Source organism: Prevotella sp., assembly GCF_036570325.1.
GTDB lineage: Bacteria > Bacteroidota > Bacteroidia > Bacteroidales > Bacteroidaceae > Prevotella.
Genome location: NZ_DATCYK010000056.1, coordinates 677042 through 700842 on the forward strand (window position 1 = coordinate 677042; position 23801 = coordinate 700842).

18 protein-coding genes are annotated in these 23801 nt (G+C 42.1%); 8 read left to right on the top strand and 10 right to left on the bottom strand.

Annotated elements, in window-relative coordinates; genetic code table 11:
• Positions 1–16 precede the first annotated feature (16 nt).
• The 4 genes from nudC to VIR50_RS07025 all read right to left on the bottom strand — a co-directional run bounded on the left by nudC (position 17) and on the right by VIR50_RS07025 (position 5723).
• Positions 17–790 (bottom strand): NAD(+) diphosphatase, encoded by a 774-nt coding sequence (nudC, locus tag VIR50_RS07010; RefSeq protein ID WP_331934417.1) that lies wholly within the window; start codon positions 788–790, stop codon positions 17–19.
• Positions 790–2475, bottom strand: a complete 1686-nt coding sequence (locus tag VIR50_RS07015; RefSeq protein ID WP_331934536.1) for a bifunctional metallophosphatase/5'-nucleotidase — start codon at positions 2473–2475, stop codon at positions 790–792. The genes nudC and VIR50_RS07015 overlap by 1 nt, the downstream gene beginning before the upstream one ends.
• A gap of 112 nt (positions 2476–2587) precedes the next feature.
• Positions 2588–3193, bottom strand: coding sequence for a LolA-like putative outer membrane lipoprotein chaperone (locus VIR50_RS07020; RefSeq protein WP_331934418.1), 606 nt, complete (start codon positions 3191–3193; stop codon positions 2588–2590).
• 16 nt (positions 3194–3209) lie between these two features.
• Positions 3210–5723: an FtsK/SpoIIIE family DNA translocase gene (locus VIR50_RS07025; protein ID WP_331934419.1), complete on the bottom strand. Its 2514-nt coding sequence runs from the start codon at positions 5721–5723 to the stop codon at positions 3210–3212.
• Between the two features lie 159 nt (positions 5724–5882).
• On the opposite strand from VIR50_RS07025, the gene VIR50_RS07030 reads away from it, so the two are divergent.
• The 3 genes from VIR50_RS07030 to tilS are packed head-to-tail and all read left to right on the top strand — an operon-like array spanning position 5883 to position 9111.
• On the top strand, positions 5883–6560 hold the full coding sequence (locus VIR50_RS07030) for a 3'-5' exonuclease (RefSeq protein ID WP_331934420.1): 678 nt from the start codon (positions 5883–5885) through the stop codon (positions 6558–6560).
• Positions 6561–6582: 22 nt separating this feature from the next.
• Positions 6583–7764, top strand: coding sequence for a class I SAM-dependent rRNA methyltransferase (locus VIR50_RS07035; RefSeq protein ID WP_331934537.1), 1182 nt, complete (start codon positions 6583–6585; stop codon positions 7762–7764).
• A gap of 6 nt (positions 7765–7770) precedes the next feature.
• Positions 7771–9111 (top strand): tRNA lysidine(34) synthetase TilS, encoded by a 1341-nt coding sequence (gene tilS / locus VIR50_RS07040; protein WP_331934421.1) that lies wholly within the window; start codon positions 7771–7773, stop codon positions 9109–9111.
• A gap of 82 nt (positions 9112–9193) precedes the next feature.
• Here the strand turns inward: tilS and proS are convergent, their stop codons facing one another.
• Positions 9194–10675 carry a proline--tRNA ligase gene (gene proS / locus VIR50_RS07045; protein WP_331934422.1) on the bottom strand — a complete coding sequence of 494 codons (1482 nt, stop codon included), beginning with the start codon at positions 10673–10675 and terminating at the stop codon, positions 9194–9196.
• 297 nt (positions 10676–10972) lie between these two features.
• Here proS and VIR50_RS07050 point away from each other — a divergent pair, with 297 nt between their 5' ends.
• From VIR50_RS07050 to VIR50_RS07060, 3 genes are all read left to right on the top strand, one after another.
• Complete coding sequence (locus VIR50_RS07050; protein ID WP_331934423.1) at positions 10973–11650, top strand: OmpA family protein; 678 nt, start codon at positions 10973–10975, stop codon at positions 11648–11650.
• 100 nt (positions 11651–11750) lie between these two features.
• On the top strand, positions 11751–12488 hold the full coding sequence (gene mtgA, locus VIR50_RS07055; protein ID WP_331934424.1) for a monofunctional biosynthetic peptidoglycan transglycosylase: 738 nt from the start codon (positions 11751–11753) through the stop codon (positions 12486–12488).
• A 28-nt stretch (positions 12489–12516) separates the two neighbouring features.
• Entirely contained in the window at positions 12517–14862 is a 2346-nt protein-coding gene (locus VIR50_RS07060) for an ATP-dependent helicase (protein ID WP_331934425.1), read from the top strand.
• Positions 14863–15030: 168 nt separating this feature from the next.
• Here VIR50_RS07060 and VIR50_RS07065 read toward each other — a convergent pair whose 3' ends face one another.
• Both VIR50_RS07065 and mtaB read right to left on the bottom strand, forming a co-directional pair.
• On the bottom strand, positions 15031–16062 hold the full coding sequence (locus VIR50_RS07065; RefSeq protein ID WP_331934426.1) for a glycosyltransferase family 2 protein: 1032 nt from the start codon (positions 16060–16062) through the stop codon (positions 15031–15033).
• An 11-nt stretch (positions 16063–16073) separates the two neighbouring features.
• Entirely contained in the window at positions 16074–17414 is a 1341-nt protein-coding gene (gene mtaB / locus VIR50_RS07070; protein WP_331934427.1) for a tRNA (N(6)-L-threonylcarbamoyladenosine(37)-C(2))-methylthiotransferase MtaB, read from the bottom strand.
• 167 nt (positions 17415–17581) lie between these two features.
• Between mtaB and VIR50_RS07075 the strand changes: the two genes are divergently transcribed.
• A complete protein-coding gene (locus VIR50_RS07075) occupies positions 17582–20116 on the top strand; it encodes an ATP-dependent Clp protease ATP-binding subunit (protein WP_331934428.1) in 2535 nt (844 codons plus the stop codon).
• 76 nt (positions 20117–20192) lie between these two features.
• Here the strand turns inward: VIR50_RS07075 and VIR50_RS07080 are convergent, their stop codons facing one another.
• The gene (locus VIR50_RS07080) at positions 20193–20636 is read right to left on the bottom strand and encodes a hypothetical protein (protein WP_331934429.1); all 444 of its coding nucleotides are present in this window, start codon (positions 20634–20636) and stop codon (positions 20193–20195) included.
• Positions 20637–20802: 166 nt separating this feature from the next.
• Here VIR50_RS07080 and VIR50_RS07085 point away from each other — a divergent pair, with 166 nt between their 5' ends.
• Positions 20803–21489: a hypothetical protein gene (locus tag VIR50_RS07085; protein WP_331934430.1), complete on the top strand. Its 687-nt coding sequence runs from the start codon at positions 20803–20805 to the stop codon at positions 21487–21489.
• A gap of 109 nt (positions 21490–21598) precedes the next feature.
• On the opposite strand, the gene VIR50_RS07090 is transcribed toward VIR50_RS07085, so the two are convergent.
• Together VIR50_RS07090 and VIR50_RS07095 are read right to left on the bottom strand one after the other, a co-directional pair.
• The gene (locus VIR50_RS07090; protein WP_331934431.1) at positions 21599–22906 is read right to left on the bottom strand and encodes an NCS2 family permease; all 1308 of its coding nucleotides are present in this window, start codon (positions 22904–22906) and stop codon (positions 21599–21601) included.
• 372 nt (positions 22907–23278) lie between these two features.
• Positions 23279–23677, bottom strand: a complete 399-nt coding sequence (locus VIR50_RS07095) for an FKBP-type peptidyl-prolyl cis-trans isomerase (protein ID WP_331934432.1) — start codon at positions 23675–23677, stop codon at positions 23279–23281.
• Positions 23678–23801: the final 124 nt, after the last annotated feature.

The window sequence follows — 23801 nt, forward strand, 5'->3', positions numbered from 1 at the left end:
GTTATTAGATACAAGATTAACTGTTTTCCAACCAATCATCAAGTATCATTCGTGCAATACTCAATTTTTCGGGTATCGTTGGCAAATTATCTTTCGTAAACCAATTGCCTCTTGAAAGTTCTTCTTGCTGTAAATGGATTTCCCCTGACACGTAATCAGCGTTGAACCCAATCATCAGGCCACAAGGGTAGGGCCATGGCTGGCTCCCGAAATAGCGCAGATTATCAATAACAATGCCCGTTTCTTCCATCACTTCACGATGTACGGCTTCTTCTAACGTTTCGCCGGTCTCAACGAAACCGGCCACCAGCCCATAGAAATTTGATTTAAAGTTTCGCGCATGAACCAGCAAAACCTCATCTCCACGGTGTATTAAAACGATGATAGCAGTGGCCAACTGAGGCCAAACCTCTTTACCACACGAGGTGCAGCGCTTACTAATATCTGTGTGCATCACCATAGGAGAACCACAAACACCACAATACTGAGTGTTTTTATCCCAATAAAGAAGTTCATGGCATTTTCCCGCTTTTAGATACAGATCGTTTGAGAGCTTATAAAATGAGGCTCGAAGCCCGCACATTTCATACACCCCGGTTACAACAGAATGATTTACGGCGTAAGTTTTTACACTTTCACCTCCTTCCATTGGTGTGACATTCAAAACATTAGAATGCTCATCTATAGCGATAGGTGGCTCTTCACTATAAGGAATAGAATAGGATAAACCATCTTTCTGTTTCTCCAAAAGGAGATTGGAGTCTTGGAAAACAAACCAATATGCTTTCACTATTTATTGCCAAAAAGAATTATACTATCACGTTTTGCAGCAGGAAGGGTCCAAGATTCTGGAATAAACTTCCAATTATGATTGGGCTTCGGGTCGAGAACTTTTTGCTTTTCAATCTCTTTCATCAGGTAATAACGCTGGTCACGTTCACTACGCCATATAATACGCTTATCCAATTCTTCTTTAGGAATGCCCGCACCTTTGGTCAGCAACTCACCTCCGCCATTACCTCGGTAACTGTTAATAGCTACTTTATAGACTGCATGTTCATCAAAAGGCAGTCCATTACTCATGCGTAAGATACTTACTTTTTGTCCGTTAGGCTTCGTTACGTCTACTGTATAATCAATACCCGTAGCACTATCAAAATTAAAAGAGAAGTTCTTAAAGCCAAGACGCTGCTGATCGCCCTTGGTCGTTTCGCTAAGCAACAACAAATGATCATCCTTGGAAGTCATTGTGTTAACCCACAAAGAATAACTCATTTCAAGATATTTCCTGATTTCTTCTCCGGTTAATTTCATTACGTACAGCTGATTCTCATACTTGTAAAGATTGAACATATCTGCTACAAACACGGGGCCTGCATTGATAGTGGCGTTAAATAGGAGAGGAGCATTGAAAGAAATGTCGGCTCCGGTAATCTGCAATTGCAGATTTTGAATCAAATCTGTAAACGCACTACTCCCAAAGAAACAATCCCTTGAATAGATTGCATTCTTAAATTCTCCTATTTCTTGATTCACAAACCGGGACACCTCATCAGTCCGACTCTTAAAAGCACGTACCAAGTCTTCATCAATAGGATGATTGGATATATCAACAAGGCTACCCGTAACCGTTGTTTTCTTCCGTTTTCCTTTCTCAAATACGACGTCTATCTTTGCCTCCACAACCGTCAAAGCATTATTCGCAGGGTCTAAACACACGACGTCTTTGCCATTAACATCCTTCACCGTACCGTTAAATCGTGTGTGGTCATGCCCAAATAATACCAAATCAAAACCGGGAACTTCTTTGGCTACACGTAATGACGCATCTTCCTCATAATCCTTAGTGACAATTCCACCTTCTTTACCACTATGAAAGAGACCGATGATAACATCCGGCTTTTCTACTCGACGTACATGCTTCACCCATTTACGTGCACTCTTTACCATATCTTCAAAGTAAAGACCGGTCCAAAGATTTTCAGGTAACCAATTGGGAATTGCAGGGGTTAAAAGTCCTATCACCGCAATTTTTACACCATCACGTCGAAGTATGGTATAAGGCTTTGCATAAGGCTTATTAGTCTTTTTATCAATGATATTAGCACCTAAAACCGGACAATTCAATTCCTTTACCCATTTATCATATACCGAATGTCCCGTCTCTACATCATGATTGCCAAAGTTTTCTACGTCATACCGCATATAATTTACAATATCCGAGGCAACATTACGACTCTTCGTATTAATATAATTATAGTAATAACACGTAGGTTGGCCTTGTAAAATATCACCATTATCTAATAAGATAACATTTTCCCCATACTCTTTTCTTAAGGATTTTACATAAGAGCTGACACGTGCTAAGGAACCCTTTTTAGGTTTTCTATTGATAAAATCATATGGGAAAAAACATCCATGAACATCACTCGTTTCAATAACACGTAAGGAAACCGTTTTAGTTTGTGCCACCATAGACGCACTTGTTAAGAAAGAGAAAGCGCTAACGATTAAGAACTTGAAAATCATTTGACAATGTCTTTAGTTATATTGGCATATTCACACCGAATAATATCATATTACCACATTACCGTAAATCTATGATTTCCGCTTTAGGATAATCTTTAGAAGGGAAAGTAAAAATAGAGTCAGACAGCTTATTGGATACAATTTTATGAATTGATAACGTCGTCCAAGCTGCGCCTTGCCTCATTTTCACCTCGGTAAGTTTATTGGTATTACGATTTATAGTGATATATAATTCCTGAATACTGCGTTTTTTATTTTGTGCCAGCAAGTGAACGATATATTTTCCTTGCGCCTTCTTCATGCTTAGCTGGTATCCACTTTTATATAAAGTCATAAACTTATAAGGATTCATCTGCGCCTGCTTAGCCTCATTAGGTGTGGAAATATTTACTTCATTTGTTCCTTTCATATAAGTCCATTGCGTTTTTCCATTAAACCATACCGCAGCTTGTGGAGTTGAAGCATAAAACTTATTCGCCTTTAAATATATTGTCCCCCGCGCATTCAGGCTATTGGCTTTAACAGTAAACTGGGCTGTGGCGCCCCCTTTTGACGTAATAAGATGAACTGCCTTATCCAACACTTGCCGAGGAGTTTGGGCTATCACAGTATAGCTGACGCTTAAAAGGGCAGCTAAAAAAATATGTCTAAAAAAATGTTTCATATAACTTTATTATATTTTATCCTCTAATTTGTGAAATAAGAGACTGTAACTGACTATCATCAGCAATCAAAACGTCTCTGGGCTTGCTGCCTTGTGCCGGTCCGACAATACCATATTGCTCTAATTGGTCCATCAATCTTCCTGCACGATTATAACCTATCGAGAATCTCCGTTGAATCATACTTGTAGAACCTTGCTGTGAAATGACGATGGCATGAGCTGCTTCTTCAAAATAAGGATCTAACGAATGAGCGTCTACATTGCCTTGTCCTACGCCTCCAAAGTTGCCTTGTTCTTCTGTCGCCGGCTCAGGAAGCTCTATTGGTTCGATAGGGCCGGGTTGATCAGCAATAAACTCATTGACAGCTTCTATCTCAGGAGTATCAATGAAGGCACATTGAACACGGACAGGATCACCGCCACCCAAAAACAACATATCTCCCTTTCCAACAAGCTGATCAGCTCCCTTCTTATCCAAAATAGTTCGAGAATCAATAACAGAAGTTACACGGAATGCGATACGACCGGGGAAATTCGCTTTGATATTTCCGGTGATGATCTTTGTAGTAGGCCGTTGCGTAGCTATCACCATGTGAATACCGACTGCACGAGCCAGCTGCGCAATTCGAGCTATAGGTTGCTCTATTTCCTTTCCCGCAGTCATAATCAAATCACCAAACTCATCAATGATGACAACGATGTAGGGCATATATTCATGTCCCTTTGTAAGGTCCAGCTTATGATTGAGGAATTTAAAGTTATATTCTTCAATTTTTTTCACACCTGCCATCTTCAAAAGATCATAACGATGATCCATGAGTTTGCATAAAGAACTTAAAGTCCTTACAACTTTACTGACATCGGTGATAATTGGCTCTTCGTCATTCTCGGGCAAACAAGCCATAAAATGAGGAGCGATTTTATTATAAATCGAGAACTCAACCTTCTTTGGATCGACAAGCACAAACTTCAATTCATTGGGATGTTTTCTATAAAGAAGTGAAGTTATAATTGCGTTCAAACCAACAGACTTACCTTGTCCGGTAGCACCCGCAACAAGGAGGTGAGGTAACTTATGCAAGTCAAACATAAACACCTCGTTAGAGATAGTCTTACCAATCGCCACAGGGAGTTCCATTTTACTCTCTTGGAATCTCTTAGAGTTCAGGCAACTCTCCATAGAAACGATTTGAGGTTTCTTATTTGGAACTTCAATACCAATCGTTCCTTTGCCGGGAATTGGAGCAATGATACGAATGCCAAGCGCTGATAGATTCAAAGCAATATCATCTTCCAGTCCACGAATTTTACTTACCCTGACACCTTCTGCCGGAGTAATTTCATACAAAGTAATGGTAGGACCTACTGTCGCGTTTATTTTACTAATACTGACTCCAAAGCTGTTCAAGACCTCTATAATACGCTGATTGTTCGCTTTGATTTCATCCATATCAATCACGGGACTATCAGAGTCATTATATTTTTTCAATAAAGTCAAGGCAGGCTTCTTGTACTTTGTGTATGGCTCCAATGGATTGATTGGAGTACTTAAAATCTCTTCGATAGTTTTCTCACTCGCAATTTCTTCTTTCTTCGCAGCCTCAACTATCAATTCAGAGCCTTCATCCGACTTGTTTTTTTCTCGTGAAGCAACAACGGGCTGTTGTTTGGGTGAATCCATCACGATATTAGACAAATCAACAACAGGTGCCGGAACGTCTTCAGGAATATCTTCAAGCTTTGTATTGTTTACCAAATTTTCAACTTCCTCGTTCCTCTCTTGATCTTTAGCAACCTCATTTATAATAGGACTTGGCTCTTCTTTACTTTCTTGCGGTTGTACATCGTCCACTTTTTCTGTGTCCGACTGCATATTTGTAATAGTAAAATGTACCTTGCTGGTTAAATATTTTACCGGATTCAACGCTTTTCTTATGACATTTATAGTTTCAGCACTTAAATAAGTTAAAAATGCCAAAGCCACAAAAAGAAGTACTCCGGTCAATCCCGGCGGGCCAATTAAATTTTCCAATTGTTGCACACAGAACAAGCCATGGTTTCCTCCGGGGTTAAAGACCTGATTACCCATAATAGGTGTAAGGAATTTTGCTAAAGTAACAGAACTCCATATCATGACGAGCATCGTTCCAAAAAACCAAGAAAGTAAATTAACTTTATATACTTTCATCATTTTTAAAGACGCCAATATCATGAAAGCCGGTATCATGAAAGCCGGTAATCCAAAGTTTACCGTGATAAGATAATAGGAGAGAATCGCACCTAAAGAGCCACAATAGTTGGTAAAAGCCTTATCAGTATTTATCCATTCGCCGGGTCTCATATCCTCTAAAATACTTTGGTCAGCCTGACCGGTAGTAAAATAGGAAACCATAGCTATAATAACATAAATAGAGATTATAAGAAGAATTACACCAAACAGGAAATCCGTTTTTTCATTACTTATAATATTATCAAAGCCGACAGCTTGGCCTATATTCTTAGGCTTACGGTCAGATTTCTTTCTTGCCATTTTGATTATTCTTGTTATTCAATTAATAAAATTAAGCGCCAAGCCGTTTAATTCTGTATATCCGCTAATGTAATTAACTGCAAAAATAGTGGAAAAAACTAAGAAACGGCCATAAATCCATAACTTTTTTCTAATTTTGCAGTTTGTTAAAAGTGCAAAATGAAACGAATTATATATAGTAAATTTGATAAAAGAGTAATTGGAGATTTACCACAGGTTCTTTTTCCCGGGAAGATAGTTTCGGTTATATCTGAAAGCGAAGCCGATAAAGCTGTCGCATATTTACTAAGTTGTGACATCTTAGGAGTAGACACAGAAACCAAGCCTACTTTTCGGAAAGGTCAGAATCATAAAGTATCTTTATTACAAGTTGCCAGTAAAGACATCTGTTTCCTTTTCCGTCTTAACAGAATAGGAATCACTGACTCCATCAAAAAGCTATTAGAAAACAAGAAGGTTCCAATGGTAGGATTATCATGGCACGACGACATACTTTCTTTGCATAAGAGGCGAGAGTTTTCCCCGGGTTATTTCATTGATTTGCAAAATATTGTTGGAGAAATAGGAATAAAAGATTTAAGTCTGCAAAAGCTGTATGCAAATATTTTCCATCAAAAAATCAGCAAGCGTCAACGCTTAACCAATTGGGATGCAGATATTCTGACAGAAAGGCAAAAAGAATATGCGGCAACAGATGCGTGGACTTGTATCAATTTATATGAAGAGATAAAACAGCTAAAAGCTACCAAAAATTATGAGCTTGTTGTCATTCCGGAACCAGTTCCTACGACCAATATAAAAGAGGAAAACCAACAACTCGTACCACAATCTACATAGAATAAAACTTTACAATATGGCTATATATAAAAACGTTTATTTAAAACGTGGAAAGGAAGATAGTTTAAAACGTTTCCATCCATGGGTTTTCTCCGGAGCAATTCATCATGCGGATGATGGTATAGAAGAAGGAGAGATTGTCAGAGTGCTTACCAATTCTGATGAGTTCATCGCCATCGGACATTATCAAATAGGCTCTATCACAGTCAGAATTCTTTCTTTCAGAGATATAAATATTGACGACACATTTTGGCGCAGTAGGATTCAAAGCGCTTTCGCAGCCCGTGTCGCAATGAAAATAGCTAATAATCCTACCAATAACACCTATCGCTTGGTTCACGGAGAAGGAGATAATCTTCCCGGATTAGTCATTGACTGCTATGGTGAAACTGCGGTTATGCAGGCACATAGCGTCGGTATGCACGTAGATCGAGAGGCCATCGCCCGGGCAATAATAGATGTCATGGGGGAACAGATTAAGAATATCTATTACAAAAGCGAAACAACCCTTCCGTTTAAAGCTGATTTACGACAGCAAAACGAATTTATCCATGGCTCCTCAGACAATGACATTGCAATAGAAAATGGTTTGAAATTCCATGTAGATTGGCTCCGTGGACAAAAGACCGGATTCTTTGTTGACCAACGCGATAACCGCTCCTTATTAGAATATTATGCACAAGGCAAGAGTGTACTTAACATGTTTTGCTACACTGGTGGCTTCTCTGTATATGCCATGAGAGGTGGAGCAAAATTGGTACATTCCGTTGACAGTTCCGCAAAAGCTATCGAACTGACAAATGAAAATATTGCTTTAAACTTCCCGAATGATAACCGTCATGAAGCATTTTGCGAAGACGCGTTCAAATACTTGGAAGAACACGATAACAAGTATGACTTAATCGTTCTCGATCCACCGGCCTTTGCAAAACATCGAGGTGCACTCCACAATGCACTTAAAGGCTACACCCGCCTTAACGTTAAGGGCTTCCAACGCATTAAGAGTGGGGGAATTCTATTCACTTTCAGTTGCTCACAAGTTGTTACCAAGGATAATTTCCGTAATGCAGTGTTTACAGCAGCGGCTCAAGCCGGCCGAAAAGTCAGAATTCTCCACCAACTCCATCAACCGGCCGACCATCCTATAAACATTTATCACCCTGAAGGCGAATACCTTAAAGGTCTCGTTTTATATGTAGAATAATTGACAATGCGCAACTTTGCCAATCATATCCAACTATTCATTGAAAAGAACCAGTTACTCCAAAAGGGAAAAAAATACATAGTAGCCTTAAGCGGAGGAGCTGACAGCGTATGTTTATTGCGTATCTGTAGTGAGTTGGGATATGACATAGAAGCTGCGCATTGTAATTTTCATTTGCGAGGGACAGAGTCTGACAGAGACGAATTATTTTGCGAAGAGTTATGCCGGCAATACGCAATTCCTTTTCATCGCATCCACTTCGACACTAAAGAATATGCAACACTTCATAAAGTCAGCATAGAAATGGCTGCCCGTGATTTACGCTATAAATATTTTGAGCAACTTCGCCAAGATATTTCCGCCGAAGCGGTGTTGGTGGCTCATCATCAAGACGATAGTGTGGAAACACTTCTTATCAATCTTATCAGAGGAACAGGAATACGCGGATTACAAGGAATACAACCCCAACAACAACACATTATCCGCCCGCTGCTGGCTGTCAGCCGTATTGATATTTTAGAATACTTGGCATATATTCACCAAGATTATGTGACTGACAGCTCTAACTTAATCGATGATGTTCAAAGAAACAAGCTCCGTCTGAATATCATTCCCTTACTGCAAACCATCAATCCCAATGCAACCGGCAGCATCGCCTCCACAGCTCATAAAGTCAACATGGCCCTACAGATTTACGACCATGCCGTAGCTGAAAGCAAGAAAAAAGTTGTCTCTAAGCATGACCAACAAGAATTACGCATTTCCATTCCTACACTCTATAACGAAATTGCCCATGAGACTATTCTTTTTGAGATATTAAAGGACTATGGTTTCTCATCCAAGCAAGTTGAGCAAATAGCAGAAATCCAACACTTTAACAGCGGACAGAGCTGGATTTCGCTTTCTCATACGTTGATTGTTGACCGCAATGAATTTGTTGTCAGACGCAATAAAGATTCCAATAAACTTTTTCTGAAAATACCCGAACCGGGAAATTATATTTTAGAAAACAATCATAAATTACTTGTATCTACCGAAACTTATTGCCAAGGCTTTGCCCCCAGCAAAGAAAAATTTATGATAACAGTTGACGCGGATAAAACTATTTTCCCACTCATACTCAGGCATTGCAAATCCGGAGACCATTTCACACCTTTTGGAATGTGTGGAAGTAAATTGGTCAGCGACTATTTGACTGATTTAAAACTCAACCTCTTTGACAAGCAAGATCAACTGGTTTTAGAGGATGGAGCAGGAAAAATAGTTTGGATAGTAGGCAGAAGAAGTGACAATCGCTTCCGGATTACTCCACAAACACATAACATTTTAAGAATAGAATTGAAATAACCAACATTTTAAAAGCCCTATCTAATAGTCTTAAACTAAAGATAGGGCTTTTAAATAATACATAATTTTTTCTATCAGCAGATTAATAGCTCCTTGCTATAATCACACGATATTTAGCAGGTTTACCACTAACCATGTCTGTACCCGGTGTCTGCTCGTAAGCAAAAGGCACACAACGAATCGTAGCTTGCGTATCTTCCTTAATCTTAGCCTCTGTTTCTTCTGTTCCATCCCAATGGCAGAGGAAGAAACCACCATCTTTTACACGCTTTTTAAATTCCTCGTAATCATCGCATTCATAAACGCGATCATCACGGAATTTACGGGCTTTCTCGAAAATATTTTGCTGAATATCATCCAATAAGCGCTCGATACGCTCAACGATACCATCAAAACTTACACTCTCTTTCTCAAGAGTATCACGGCGCATAATCTCAACAGTATTATTCTCTAAATCACGACCTCCCATGACAAGGCGCACTGGAACACCCTTCAACTCGTAATCAGCAAACTTAAATCCGGGACGCTTATTATCCGCATCATCATATCTCACAGTTATGCCCAAGGCTTGTAATTTATCTATTACGGGCTGCAGTTTAGCGGTAATAGCCTCATGCTGTGCCTCCTCTTTATAAATAGGTATAATCACAACCTGAATAGGAGCGAGGCGTGGAGGAAGTACAAGACCGTTGTCATCAGAATGGGTCATGATCAAAGCACCCATCAATCGGGTAGAAACTCCCCATGAAGTAGCCCACACGTATTCAGGCTTATTCTCTTTATTGAGGAATGTTACATCGAAACTCTTGGCAAAATTCTGACCCAAGAAATGACTTGTTCCACTTTGAAGGGCTTTTCCGTCCTGCATCATCGCTTCGATAGTATAGGTATCCAATGCACCGGCGAAACGCTCGGTCTCGCTCTTCACGCCTTGCAATACGGGCACACCCATCCATTTTTCCGCAAATTCCGCATAAACTTTCAACATCTTTTGTGCCTCTGCTTCAGCCTCTTCACGCGTGGCATGAGCCGTATGACCTTCCTGCCACAAGAATTCTGATGTTCTCAAGAATGGGCGTGTACGCATTTCCCACCTCATGACATTACACCATTGGTTGCACATGAGCGGCAGATCTCTCCACGAATGAATCCAACCTTTATAGGTGTTCCAAATAATGGTTTCAGAAGTTGGTCTGATAATCAGCTCCTCGTCAAGTCTGGCCGTTGGGTCAACAACCACGCTATTGCCATCCTCACTGGATTTCAAACGGTAATGGGTCACTACCGCACATTCCTTAGCAAAGCCTTTTACATGTTCAGCCTCACGACTCAAAAAGCTCTTAGGAATCAACAATGGGAAGTATGCGTTCTGCACGCCGGTAGCCTTAAACATTTTATCAAGTTGCTCCTTCATCTTTTCCCAAATAGCGAATCCGTATGGTTTAATTACCATACATCCTCTAACAGGAGCTTGCTCTGCCAAATCAGCCTTTACAACCAGATCATTATACCACTGACTGTAATTTTCAGCTCTCTTGGTCAAATCTTTCAGTTCTTTTGCCATTAATCTATATTTATTTGTTATTGCTTTATCACTTTGTAAAAACATTGGAATCAGAACAAGGATTTTGCAGAATAAATTACGAAAATATTATACAATCCATAGGGATTTCCCTATCCCTTAATAGGGCTTTTTCCACTCTTTTTCCTATGTCAAACGGCTACCTTTGCAGCCAAATCGATGATTGCAAAATTACATAAAAAAGTTGACAAACTTGTGGTGTTGCTGAAAAAAACGATTACCTTTGCAAAAAATCTGACATATTAAGTACAAACAATAACATTTTAATGATTAGAGATTATGAAGAAGTTTAAATTAATGACTCTCGGCATGTGTATGCTGGCAGTTTGTAGTTGTGCAACCAAACAGGGTACAGGTTCATTGCTCGGAGCCGGCGGTGGCGCTCTTTTGGGAGGCATTATTGGTAAGATAGCAGGCAATACGGCCGTAGGCGCAGCCATCGGAACCGCCGTAGGTACCGGTGCCGGAGCCATCATTGGTCGCCACATGGATAAAGTCGCTGCCGAAACTGCAGCCAAGGTACAGAACGCCAAAGTTGAAGAAGTAACCGACGCTAACGGTCTGAAGGCTGTTAAGGTGACATTCGACAGCGGTATTCTCTTTGCCACCAACAAGTCTGTGCTCAACGCAAAGAGCAAAGGCGAATTGGCAAAGTTCTCTACCGTACTGAAAGATAACAACCAGTGCTACGTTGATATTTACGGTCACACTGACGCAACCGGTAATGACGGTATCAACATTCCATTGAGTAACAGCCGCGCTCAGAGCGTTGCCACTTACTTGCAGAGCTGTGGTGTTAGCGCCGCTCAGTTGCAAAACGTATCCGGTAAGGGTAGTGCGGAGCCTATAGCTGACAACGCCAGCGCCGCAGGTCGCCAGCAGAACCGCCGTGTTGAGATTTATCTCTACGCCAGCCAAGCTATGGTTAACGCAGCCAACAATGGTACTTTGAATTAATGTCATTGACATATTGACAATCCAAACGAATGGTCATCGCTATCAATTATTAGCGATGGCCATTCTTGCATAATCACTTATTAGCCGTTATTTCATTTTCATGCTGATCCGTATTCTTTGGAAAATCATCCGATGGGGGCTGGGATTATTTTTGGCCTCTTCCATTTTGAGCGTCATCATCTTGAAGTTTATTCCCGTTTATATCACGCCATTGATGGTCATTCGCAGCTTTCAGCAGGTGAGCAATGGCGAGAGCATTACCCTGCATCATCATTGGGTACCGATGAAAGAAATAGCCCCCAGCATGCCTGTGGCGGTCATGGCCAGTGAAGATACTCACTTTTTACTCCACCATGGATTTGATTACGCGGCCATCGAAAAGGCTGCCAAGCGCAATCTGAAACATGGAAAGAAATACGGAGCCAGCACCATCAGCCAGCAAACTGCCAAAAACGTTTTCCTTTGGCCGGGACGAAGCTGGCTCAGAAAAGGGTGTGAAGTTTATTTCACCGCATTGATAGAACTGATGTGGAGTAAACAACGCATCATGGAAGTCTATCTCAATTCCATTGAAATGGGTAACGGCATATATGGGGTTGACGCATGCGCTGAATATCATTTTGGCAAAAGGGCGATAGAATTAAGTCGTGCCGATTGCGCACTGATAGCGGCCACCCTGCCTAATCCCCGGAAATTCAGCAGTAAAACACCAAGTGCTTACATGCGGAAAAGGCAGCGCCAGATTCAACATAACATGCGCTACATCCCCGTCTTCCCCAAAGAGGGGGAAGACTATGACCCCAACACCGCGGTAGGAGGCGTTTATCGACATCGATAAAACCTCGCAATCGCCTTAGCTCACATCTATGAATATATTAGAAGAACTGAATGACTCGCAGCGTGCCGCTGTGCAATATAATGACGGACCATCACTCGTGATAGCGGGAGCAGGGTCCGGCAAGACCCGTGTACTTACTTACAAGATAGCCTATTTGCTGGAGCAGGGCTACAACCCATGGAACATTTTGGCGCTAACCTTCACCAACAAGGCTGCCCGCGAAATGAAAGAGCGTATCGCTTCCATCGTGGGTAACGACAAAGCCAAGTACTTATACATGGGTACTTTTCACAGTATTTTCGCCCGAATATTAAGGGCCGAGGCTACACTTTTGGGCTATTCTTCCAACTTTACCATATATGATGACGCTGATAGCAGGTCACTCTTGAAAACGATCATTAAGGAAAAGGGACTTGATGACAAAACCTATAAACCCGCCACCGTACTAAAGAAAATATCACTCGCCAAAAACCGGCTCATTCTACCTGATGCTTATGCCAATGATCCCGATATATCAGAGCGAGACCGGCGGGAAAACCTGCCCGAAGTTGCTAAGATTTACGCAGCTTATAGCCAACGAAGCCTACAAGCAAACGCCATGGACTTTGACGATTTGCTCGTGCAAATATATCTTCTTTTCAACAAGTATGAGGATATTCGGCTTAAATATGCCGACAGATTTGATTATGTTCTCGTCGATGAGTACCAAGATACCAACTTTGTACAGCAACGTATTGTCTACCAACTTACAAAGCAGAAGCGCCGCCTTTGTGTGGTCGGCGACGACTCACAGAGTATCTACAGCTTCCGTGGAGCCGAAATTGACAATATTCTCAGTTTTGAGCAACAATATGAGGGAGCCAAACTGTTCAAGTTAGAGCAGAACTACCGCTCCACACAAAACATCGTCAAAGCAGCCAATAGCCTCATTAAACGAAACCAATTCCAAATAGAAAAGGAAGTCTACAGCCGAAAATCGGAAGGCGATAAGCTGCATTATAAAAATGCTTATAGCGATAAAGAAGAAGCCCTCATCGTATGTAAGGAAATCAAACGAATCAAGCGTGAGGACCAATGTAGCTACACTGACTTTGCCATATTATACCGTACCAACTCCCAAAGCCGCAGCTTTGAGGAGGAAATGCGCAAACAGAATATTCCTTATAAAATATTCGGGGGCCTGAGCTTTTACCAGCGTAAGGAAATAAAAGACATCATCGCCTACTATCGGTTGGTAGCCAATCCCGATGACGAAGAGGCCTTCAAACGCATCATTAACTATCCGGCACGCGGCATAGGCAATTCTACCATGGATAAGATTACGGCCTGCGCCGTACGCAACGAAGTAAGTTTTTGGGCCGTTATCAGCAATCCCGTCCACTTTGGGTTGGATGTTAATAAAGGCACATTGGGCAAACTATCTGCTTTCCATGCCCTTATTTCCGGTTATCAGCAGCGCCTCGACACGGAAGACGCCTATTTATTAGGCTCGGATATTATCAAGACTTCGGGCATTAACAAGGATATTTTTGGCGACAGCTCACCCGAAGCGATGGCCCGACAGGAAAATGTGGACGAGTTTCTTGGCGCCATTCAGAACTTTGTGGAGGAACGACGGGAAGAGGGAAGGATAGAAGAAGCGGGCTTATCCGACTTCCTTCAGGAAGTGGCGCTGCTGACCGATGTGGAGAGCGATGACGACCGAGGCAGCGACAAAGTAAGTTTGATGACCATCCACAGCTCAAAAGGCTTGGAGTTTCAGACCGTTTTCATCGTTGGAATGGAACAAAATATTTTCCCCAGTCCACAATCGGCCAGCACCCTGCGCAGCTTGGAGGAGGAGCGCCGCCTATTATACGTCGCCATTACACGGGCCGAAAAGCATTGCTTCCTGACGAGCGCGCAGAACAGATGGCGCTACGGAAAGACCGAATTCTGCAATCCGAGCTGTTTCCTTAACGAAATTGATCCTGCTTATATCACGAAAGAAGAGGAATACAGCAGTACGATCAGTCGGCCGCGGGCACCATGGGACGTGCCCGAATACATGGAACCACGCCGCCAAACCATGTATGAGACGCGTCGTTCCCTCATGCCTCGCCCGGTTCGTCAGCCGGAAGAGCCAACCCATTTACGTAAAATTATCGTGCCTGAACCAACACAACAGAGTATAGGCGTAACCTCTTTGGAAACGCCCCAAGGCACTTTACACGAAGGCACGATTATCGAACACCAGCGATTTGGCAAGGGTGTGATTGTGAAACTTGAAGGATCGGGCGAAAACCAGAAAGCCACGGTTGAATTCCAACATAGTGGTAAAAAGCAACTTCTCCTAAAATTTGCCCGCTTTAACATCGTGAAGCAAGGCGAGTAGATAACCAACACATAAATAATTGATTATCAAACACTTCATAACATACAAGCAAACACTTTCTTAAAGTTGCTTTCTCACCAACCCAAAGCAGCCCTTTTAGCGTGTCAAAGCATAGCTTTCAGACGCCAAAAGGGCTGCTTTTAAAATAGGGGAGTAGCACTATCGGATTCACACTTCAGGCAAATCCTCAAACCGACCCACTTTCTTTACATGGTATTGCCACAATATGGAATAGTTTGTTCGCTCCGGAATGATAGGTTCAACGCATGCTTTCTGAATCGCCTCACGGTCTTTCTCAAACTCGGGCAACCACTTCTTAAAAGCCTTCCGAGCCTTGTATATGGCCACAAAATCCTTATAATTGCGATTCAGAATCAAGGTAGCAAAGGCTGCCAGATAATCCAAGAACCAACGCATCCGCATTACTTGCTTCAATTCGGCTTCAGGCAAATTCTTATAAAGCATAGTAAGATTGTTGCGGAAGTTCAGAAACGTTTTCATAGGATTGCCCTTAGGAAGGGTTCCTCCGCCCAAATGATAAACCTGACTGTCTGTCAGGCAAAAGATTTTCTTGCCACGTTGGCGCATTCTCCAGCACAAGTCAATCTCCTCATTATGCGCGAAGAAGCGTGCGTCAAGTCCGCCCACTGCCCAATAATCAGCTGACCTGACGAGCAGGCATGCCCCCGTGGCCCACATTATATTGATAGGCTGATCGTATTGTCCTTCATCCTTTTCAACCTTGTCAAATATGCGTCCCCGACAGAAGGGGTAGCCATATTTGTCAAGATAGCCACCGGCAGCTCCCGCATACTCAAACTTTTCGGGTTCAAGCAAGGACAACAGCTTTGGCTGACAAGCTGCCACTTCGTCATGGGCTTCCATAAATTCCAACAGCGGAGTCAGCCAATGATGGGTGACTTTCACGTCCGAATTCAACAGAACATAATACTTATATTCCCTCAATTGGTCCAAGGCTTTGTTGTATCCTTCGGCAAATCCCCAGTTCTTGTCGAATAGAATCGTGCGTACATTGGGATGGTTATCTCGCAGATAGGCCAAAGAGCCATCCGTTGAGGCATTGTCGGCCACAATCACATCGGCCTCATCCCGAGAATAATTCTCCACGGTTTTAAGGTATTGGGCCAACATTTTATGCCCATTCCAATTGAGGATAACGACAGCAGTGTCTTTTTTCATAGAATCATAGTTTAGATAAGTTCAGCTATCAATGCCGATTTGTCAAAATTGAATTTGGTAAGTCGCACATTGATGAGCCGATTGTCATATTCCTCCTTAGCGATGGAGGCAGGCAGTTCCACACGAACATAATTCTTCGTAAAGCCGTGCATGCGCTTTCCTTTGGCCGATTTCTCAAACAAGACTTCAGCTTCCGTACCTATATATTGCGCGTAAAAAGCCTGCGTTTTCTCATCGCTAAGCTGCAACAAGCGCTTGGAACGCTCTTTTTTATCCTTATCTGTCACGACATGGGGAATGGAAAGCGCTGTCGTTCCGGGGCGTTCGGAATAGGGGAACACGTGGAGTTGGGTGACGGGAAGTGACTTCAGGAACTCATAACACTCCTCAAAATATTCCTCGGTCTCGCCTCTGCTGCCCACCATCACGTCCACCCCGATAAACGCATGTGGCATTTTTTCCTTTATCAAATGAATCTTATGGGCAAACAACGCCTTGTCATAACGGCGGTGCATCAGCTTTAAGACGGCGTCGCTGCCACTCTGCAAGGGAATATGAAAGTGGGGCATGAAAGCTCTTGACGTAGCACAATAGTCTATAAGTTCGTCTGTACACAAGTTAGGCTCCAGCGAGCTGATTCTAAAACGCTTGATTCCATCGACTTGGTCCAAAGCTTTCACCAAATCAATGAACCGCTCATGGGTCGTCTCTCCGAAGTCTCCGATGTTCACTCCGGTAATAACAATTTCCTTTCCGCCCTCTTCGGCCGCCTGACGGGCCTGCTCCACGAGGAACGAAATGGAGGGATTGCGCGAGAATCCACGTGCATAAGGTATGGTACAGTACGTGCAAAAATAGTTACAACCATCTTGTACTTTCAGAAAATAGCGTGTTCTGTTGCCTCGAGAGCAACTGGGTGAGAAGGTCTTAATGTCCTTTGTCTTTACCGAATGATGGATATGAAGATGTTCATCGGTCTTTTGCCCGGTAAAGGCGTCGTTCAAATATTGTATGAGATTGGCCTTTTCATTAGATCCCAACACGAGATCTACGCCTTTAATCTTGCTGATTGTCTCGGAAGAAAGCTGGGCGTAACATCCCGTAACGATGACAAAAGCCCCGGGATTTTCACGTGCCATCCTATGAATTACTTGACGACACTTGTGGTCAGCCACCTCTGTCACGGAACAAGTATTAATCAAACATATATCAGCCAGCTCATCGCCGGTCGCCGTTATTACACCCATATCGGCCAAAAGACGCTCAAAGGTAGACGTCTCTGAGAAGTTCAGCTTGCAACCAAGCGTATAATATTTTGCTTTTTTGCCTTGAAAAGCAGAAGAATCTATCATGTTTTATATTCTTTTAAGGCGGCAAAGATACGAAAAAAACTACTCATAACAGCCAAATGGCTATACTTTCACATACTTTTATACCCTTATCGACCATCTCAAAAGGCAGCTATTGGCATGGTATTTGCCATTTGCTAATAACGAATATAATAAGAGGAGATTTAATTATGACTAGTCAATTCTCGCCCAGAGTATCGGAAATACTCGCTTTCAGTAGGGAAGAGGCAACTCGGTTGGCCAGCCGTTCTGTCGGTCCGGAGCACTTGCTGCTCGGCATGATTCGAGAGAAGAATGGTCTGATAGATGAATTATTCAATAGGTTAAATATCAATACACAGCTCGTTAAGGATAAGTTAGAGGATAAAATCAGGGATGAGGCTTTTGGACAGCCCGTCATTACAAGCGAATTAGTATTGAACGAGAATGCCAGCAACATTCTGAAGCTGGCCGTTTTGGAAGCTCGGATGCAGCATTCCTCAATCGTTGACGTTCAACATCTGCTGCTTGCCATCCTTCATGACAAACTGGATAACGGCGCAAAACAAGTTTTAGAACTCAACAACATGGATTACGAAGATATCTTATCACTCCTTCATCAGCCGGAACAGCAAGTTCAGGATGGATTGGACTTGCCCGATGAGGAGGAAGATGAGGAATTAGGGAGCGACAGTTCCACACAAGGGGCGTCGGCTTCGGCAGCCTCTACCACCCAAACACGCTCTCAATCAGCAAGCAAAACGCCCATGCTGGATAATTTCTCCACCGACCTTACCCAATTGGCTGCGGCCAACAAATTGGATCCGGTGGTTGGTCGGGAAAAGGAAATCATCCGTATTACGGAGATTCTTTGTCGAAGAAAAAAGAATAACCCCATTCTTATTGGAGAGCCCGGAGTCGGCAAGAGCGCTATTGTAGAGGGATTGGCCCAAATGATAAGCAAGCACCACACAAGTCCAATGCTCTTCAACCGCCGTGTGGTGGCGCTCGACATGACTGCCATTGTGGCAGGAACGAAGTATCGGGGACAGTTCGAGGAGCGTATCAGAATGCTCTTGAAAGAGCTTGAACAGCACCCTGAAATCATCGTGTTCATTGACGAGATTCACACGCTTATTGGCGCAGGAAGCACCCCGGGCAGCATGGATGCGGCCAATATCATGAAGCCTGCGCTGGCACGTGGTACCATACAATGTATTGGAGCTACCACGCTTGATGAATATCGAAATAGCATTGAAAAGGATGGAGCCTTGGAACGTCGTTTCCAAAAGATATTGGTTGAACCGACAACACTCGATGAAACGGTAGAAATTCTCCATAATATCAAGGAAAGATATGAGAAACATCATCACGTGAAGTACACCGATGAGGCTTTGGAAGCCTGCGCCAAACTGACAGAAAGATACGTGACAGACCGTAACTTCCCTGATAAGGCTATTGACGCATTGGACGAGGTGGGTGCCAGACTTCATTTGAGACATGCGGTCTTGCCCCCTGATATAGAGAAAAAGGAAAAAGAAATAGAAGAAGTTAAGCAGAAAAAGCACTTAGCTGTTAAGAATCAGAACTTTGAATTGGCAGCCAGCTATCGGGACAAACAAACTCAAATTGAGGCTGAACTTAAGCAACTCAACGAGCATTGGATGGCTGACGACATGAATAATCTTCAAGTTGTCACTGACGATGACGTAGCTGATGTGGTTTCCATGATGACGGGTATCCCTGTTCAAAAGATGGCTCAAACCGAGGGTGCACGCTTAGTGAACATGGGAGCGGAGCTAAAACATGACATCATTGCGCAGGATGCGGCAATTGATAAAGTAGTGAAAGCCATTCAGAGAAACCGTGTCGGCTTGAAAGCTCCCAACCATCCGATAGGCGCATTTATGTTTTTAGGTCCTACCGGAGTAGGAAAAACTTACTTGGCAAAGAAGTTAGCCGAGTACATGTTTGGCTCCACGGATGCAATTATCAGGGTTGACATGAGTGAATATACCGAAAGTTTCAATGTGTCTCGCTTGGTAGGAGCGCCTCCCGGCTATGTTGGCTACGAAGAGGGTGGACAACTGACCGAGAAAGTACGGCGCCATCCTTATTCCATTGTCTTGCTTGACGAAATTGAAAAAGCCCATGGCAATGTTTTCAATCTGCTCCTGCAAGTATTGGATGAAGGTCGACTGACCGATGGCAACGGCCGTCTCATTGACTTCCGTAATACTGTTATCATCATGACATCAAATGCCGGAACACGACAATTGAAGGAATTTGGACGTGGAATAGGCTTTAATGCTGTACAAGCCAATGGTATCAGTACAAATGAAAAGGACAAAGAGTATGCACGCAGTGTGATACAAAAGAGCTTAAGTAAGCAGTTTGCGCCTGAATTCATCAACCGTTTGGATGAGATTATCACCTTTGACCAGTTGGATATTACGGCTATCAAGCAGATTGTTGATTTGGAATTAAGGGATCTCTTCAAGCGAATGAACAACTTAGGCTACGAAGTAAACATTACGGAAGAAGCCAAGGAGTTTGTCGCAACCAAAGGTTATGATGTACAATTTGGCGCACGTCCATTAAAGCGTGCTATCCAAAATTACATTGAGGATGGGCTATGCGAATGTATACTTAACGGCCAAATACAAGCCGGCAATACCATAACCATCGATAAAGAACCTGACAAGAATGAACTAACATTCAAATAATGACAAAAAATCGGGTATGTCTTTCAGTGAGACATACCCGATTTCGTTTATTTTATAACACAAAAGATAATAGTAATTATTCCTTTATCAAATTATTAAAGAACTGATCCAACTCCTCATCCAAGTTGGTCATCAGGTCTCCACCAATAATAATGGTATCATCATCTGCCACGTAGAGTTCGGCGATAGTTTCCTCGTCATCATCCTCCAACACGAAACTATAAGGTTTGAGAAGCCCCAAATGGTCTACAACATCACACTTACCATGCAAGGATTTGCGTAAAACATTCGTCACCTCATCATAAAACTGTTCATCCTGATTATCAATCCACTGTTCCACCACGCAGCGTGTTATCTCTTCTTGGTCATCATTGAACGCTTTCATTTCGCCAGAATCTTGATTCACAAGAATATGAATATCAGTCAAGACGGAGTTTTCGTCACAGCCCTTCGGGTATTTTTGGGCTATCTTATTGATAAATCTATCAATTTGCTGCAGTGTCTGCTCAGAGGTGTTCATAATTAATCATTTATAAATAATGCTATTGCAAAGATATACTATTTTTTGATTATAGTATTTATTTCAAGCCTATTTTTCTGATATTTCATTCTTTTGTGGATAAATAACAATTATAAAAATAACGGCACAGCACTTTTCTATTATCTTTGCCCAAAAGAAATAAAGCATGTATAAATTTATATTTACTCTTTTACTTTGTTGTTCTTGCCTTGCCAAATCTTGGGGACAATCCAACCAAGCCTTGAGAGATTCTTTGGCCAAAGCCACAGACGCCTTGGCATATCACCCCGACAGCATAGACTTACGCTTAAAGAAAGTTGCGTGGAATATACAATTGGAACAATGGAATTATGCGAAAGATGATTTAGATAAAGTATTATACCTCTCGCCAAATAACATTGCCGGGCTATATTATAGGGCCTTTGTAAATGAGCGAATGGGCAGACTGAATTTCTCTCGCCTTGACTACGAACATCTATTAACATTGGTACCGGGAAATTTTGAGGGGCAATTGGGACTTGCGTTGTTGAACCAAAAGTCTAAACGATATACAGAAGCATTCGATCAAATTAACAGTTTGGTCAACCAATTTCCAAACAACGCCGTGGCTTATGCAGCCCGTGGGGGAATAGAAAAGGAGAGGGGATTGTTAGAATTGGCCATTTTTGATTTCAGCGAGGCTATCCGCAGAGATCCTAAAAATAAAGATTATCTCTTGAACCGAGTAGATTTGCTCATCGCAACTAAACAGAGTGAAGCTGCCATACGTGATTTAGAGCAGCTTGTTAGGCTTGGAGTCAACAGAAGCTCTTTGTCAAATCTTTATAAGCAAGCTCGTAAAATAGCAAAATAGGAGAGTGCTGATATAGAACAATTTACATAGCATAAAAAGAAACTTGGCCCAAGCACATTCATGCTTGGGCCAAGTTATATAACCACATTTAAGGGCAAATATCTCGCCTTTATCCAAAGACAAAATTAGCGATAAATAGGAGAGAAAGGATAATTAGGGTAGGATTAAGGTCTTTCCATTGACCGATACAGGCCTTAAGAATGACAAAACTCAAGATACCTAAACAAATTCCATCAGCGATGGAGTAGCAAAGTACCATGGTTATCATCGTAATAAAGGCAGGAAAAGCCTCACTGACATCAGTCAGATTAATTCTTTTCACACTGTCAATCATCAAAACACCTACCAAAACCAATGCTCCGCTCGTCGCTGAACTAGGGATAAGAAGGAAGATAGGAGCCAAGAACAAGGAAAGAAGGAATAAGAGACCAACAAACGCAGAGGTCACACCCGACTTACCACCTTCGGCAATACCTGAAGCACTTTCCACATAAGTAGTCAAAGTACTTGAGCCCAAGAACGCACCGCATGTGGTACCGATAGCATCGCTCATCATCGCTTCCTTAATATGAGGAATCGAACCATCTTCACGAACGATTTTAGTTTTATAAGCCAAACCTACTAAGGTACCTACGGTATCAAAGATATTTACGAGTAGGAGAGAAATAACCACCAAAGCAGACTTAACATTCAGCAAACCGGTAAAGTCAAACTTCATGAAGATAGGCTTGATACTTTCCGGGGTAGAAACCGGGAACCAGCCGTCAGGCATTTGCGTTACACCCATTGGAATGCCCACAACTGTAGCTATCACAATACTGTAGAACAAAGCTCCCTTTACTTGTTTGGCCATCAAAATACCACTTAAAACTATCGCAATCACACCTAATAAAGCGGTAGGAGTGAACTTACCCAGTCCCACAAAGGTAGCCGGATTAGCAACAATAATCCCGGAATTCTTCAATCCGATAAAAGCAATGAACATACCGATACCGGCTGAAATAGCAAATCTTAGATTCTCAGGAATAGCCGCTAAAATATGCTCTCGTACATTCAAGAACGTAATTAGAAGGAACAAAATACCCTCAATAAGCATGATAGCCAATGACTGTTGCCATGAATAGCCCATGGCTTGACACAGTGTATAGGCGAAAAAAGCATTCAAACCCATGCTGGGTGCTTGAGCAAATGGCAATTTAGCCATCAGCGCCAACAGAAGTGTTGCGATAGCAGAAGCAATAGCTGTAGCCGTAAACAACGCACCTTTGTCCATTCCCGTAGAGCTAAGAATAGCCGGATTTACAGCAAGAATGTAACTCATTGTCAGAAAAGTTGTTGCCCCCGCAACAATTTCTGTTTTCAAACTTGCCTTTTGGGGATCAAATCCCAAAAGCTTCTCTAAGATTTTTGTTTGCATAGTAATTTATTAACGGATTTAAAATATTTTGCAAAGGTACAATATTTTTTCGCATAATCCGCCCGAAACAGAATAGCTCTTAATAACTAAATTAAACTTTATTTCCACATACCAACCGCTCACTTTCTCAAAAGTAGTGAAGGGATAAAGGAGAGGATCATTATCAATATCTAAACTACCTATTTATCATAATACTGATTATGTCAAAAATCGGAGTAGCTATCAGGAGGGTGTTACCTGATGGCTAAATACCCATATATCATAATGTTATTCATGTAAATGAAATTCCGACATAACAGCAGAAAAATTGATACAACTTCATAACTACAGTTTTAAAAGATTAAACTGCACACATAAGATAATATCAAGTCACTAAGCTACACCCAATAATTCTATTTCAAAAATAAGCGTGGAACCTCCCGGAATGCCCGGTTGCGAGAACTTACCATATCCTAATTCGGCAGGAATATAAATTTCCCACTTATCTCCAACGTGCATTTGCTGCAAAGCGATAATCCATCCCTCAATTAAATCGCTCAAACGACAAGCTAAGGGCGCACCGCCACGGCTGCTATCAAATTTCTTTCCATTGATAGTCCGCCCTACATAATGAGCTGTTATAATACTTCGAGCTGATGGTTGACGACCAGCAGGGTCGCCTTCAGTTATTATCTTATAGTAAATACCCTTAATAAGGGATTTTACATCACTTTCTTGAGCCTTTACTTCAAGCCATTTCTTATTAGCTTCTACATATTCTCTTTTGGCCATATTAACTTATTATTTAATACTTTTTACTTATGCTAAACTCACGATTTATAGCACGAAAAGCCACGAAACCGGCGCTGTTAAAGTCCTTTTACCGCACCACTTTGCACCCTCCCATTAAGTTTAC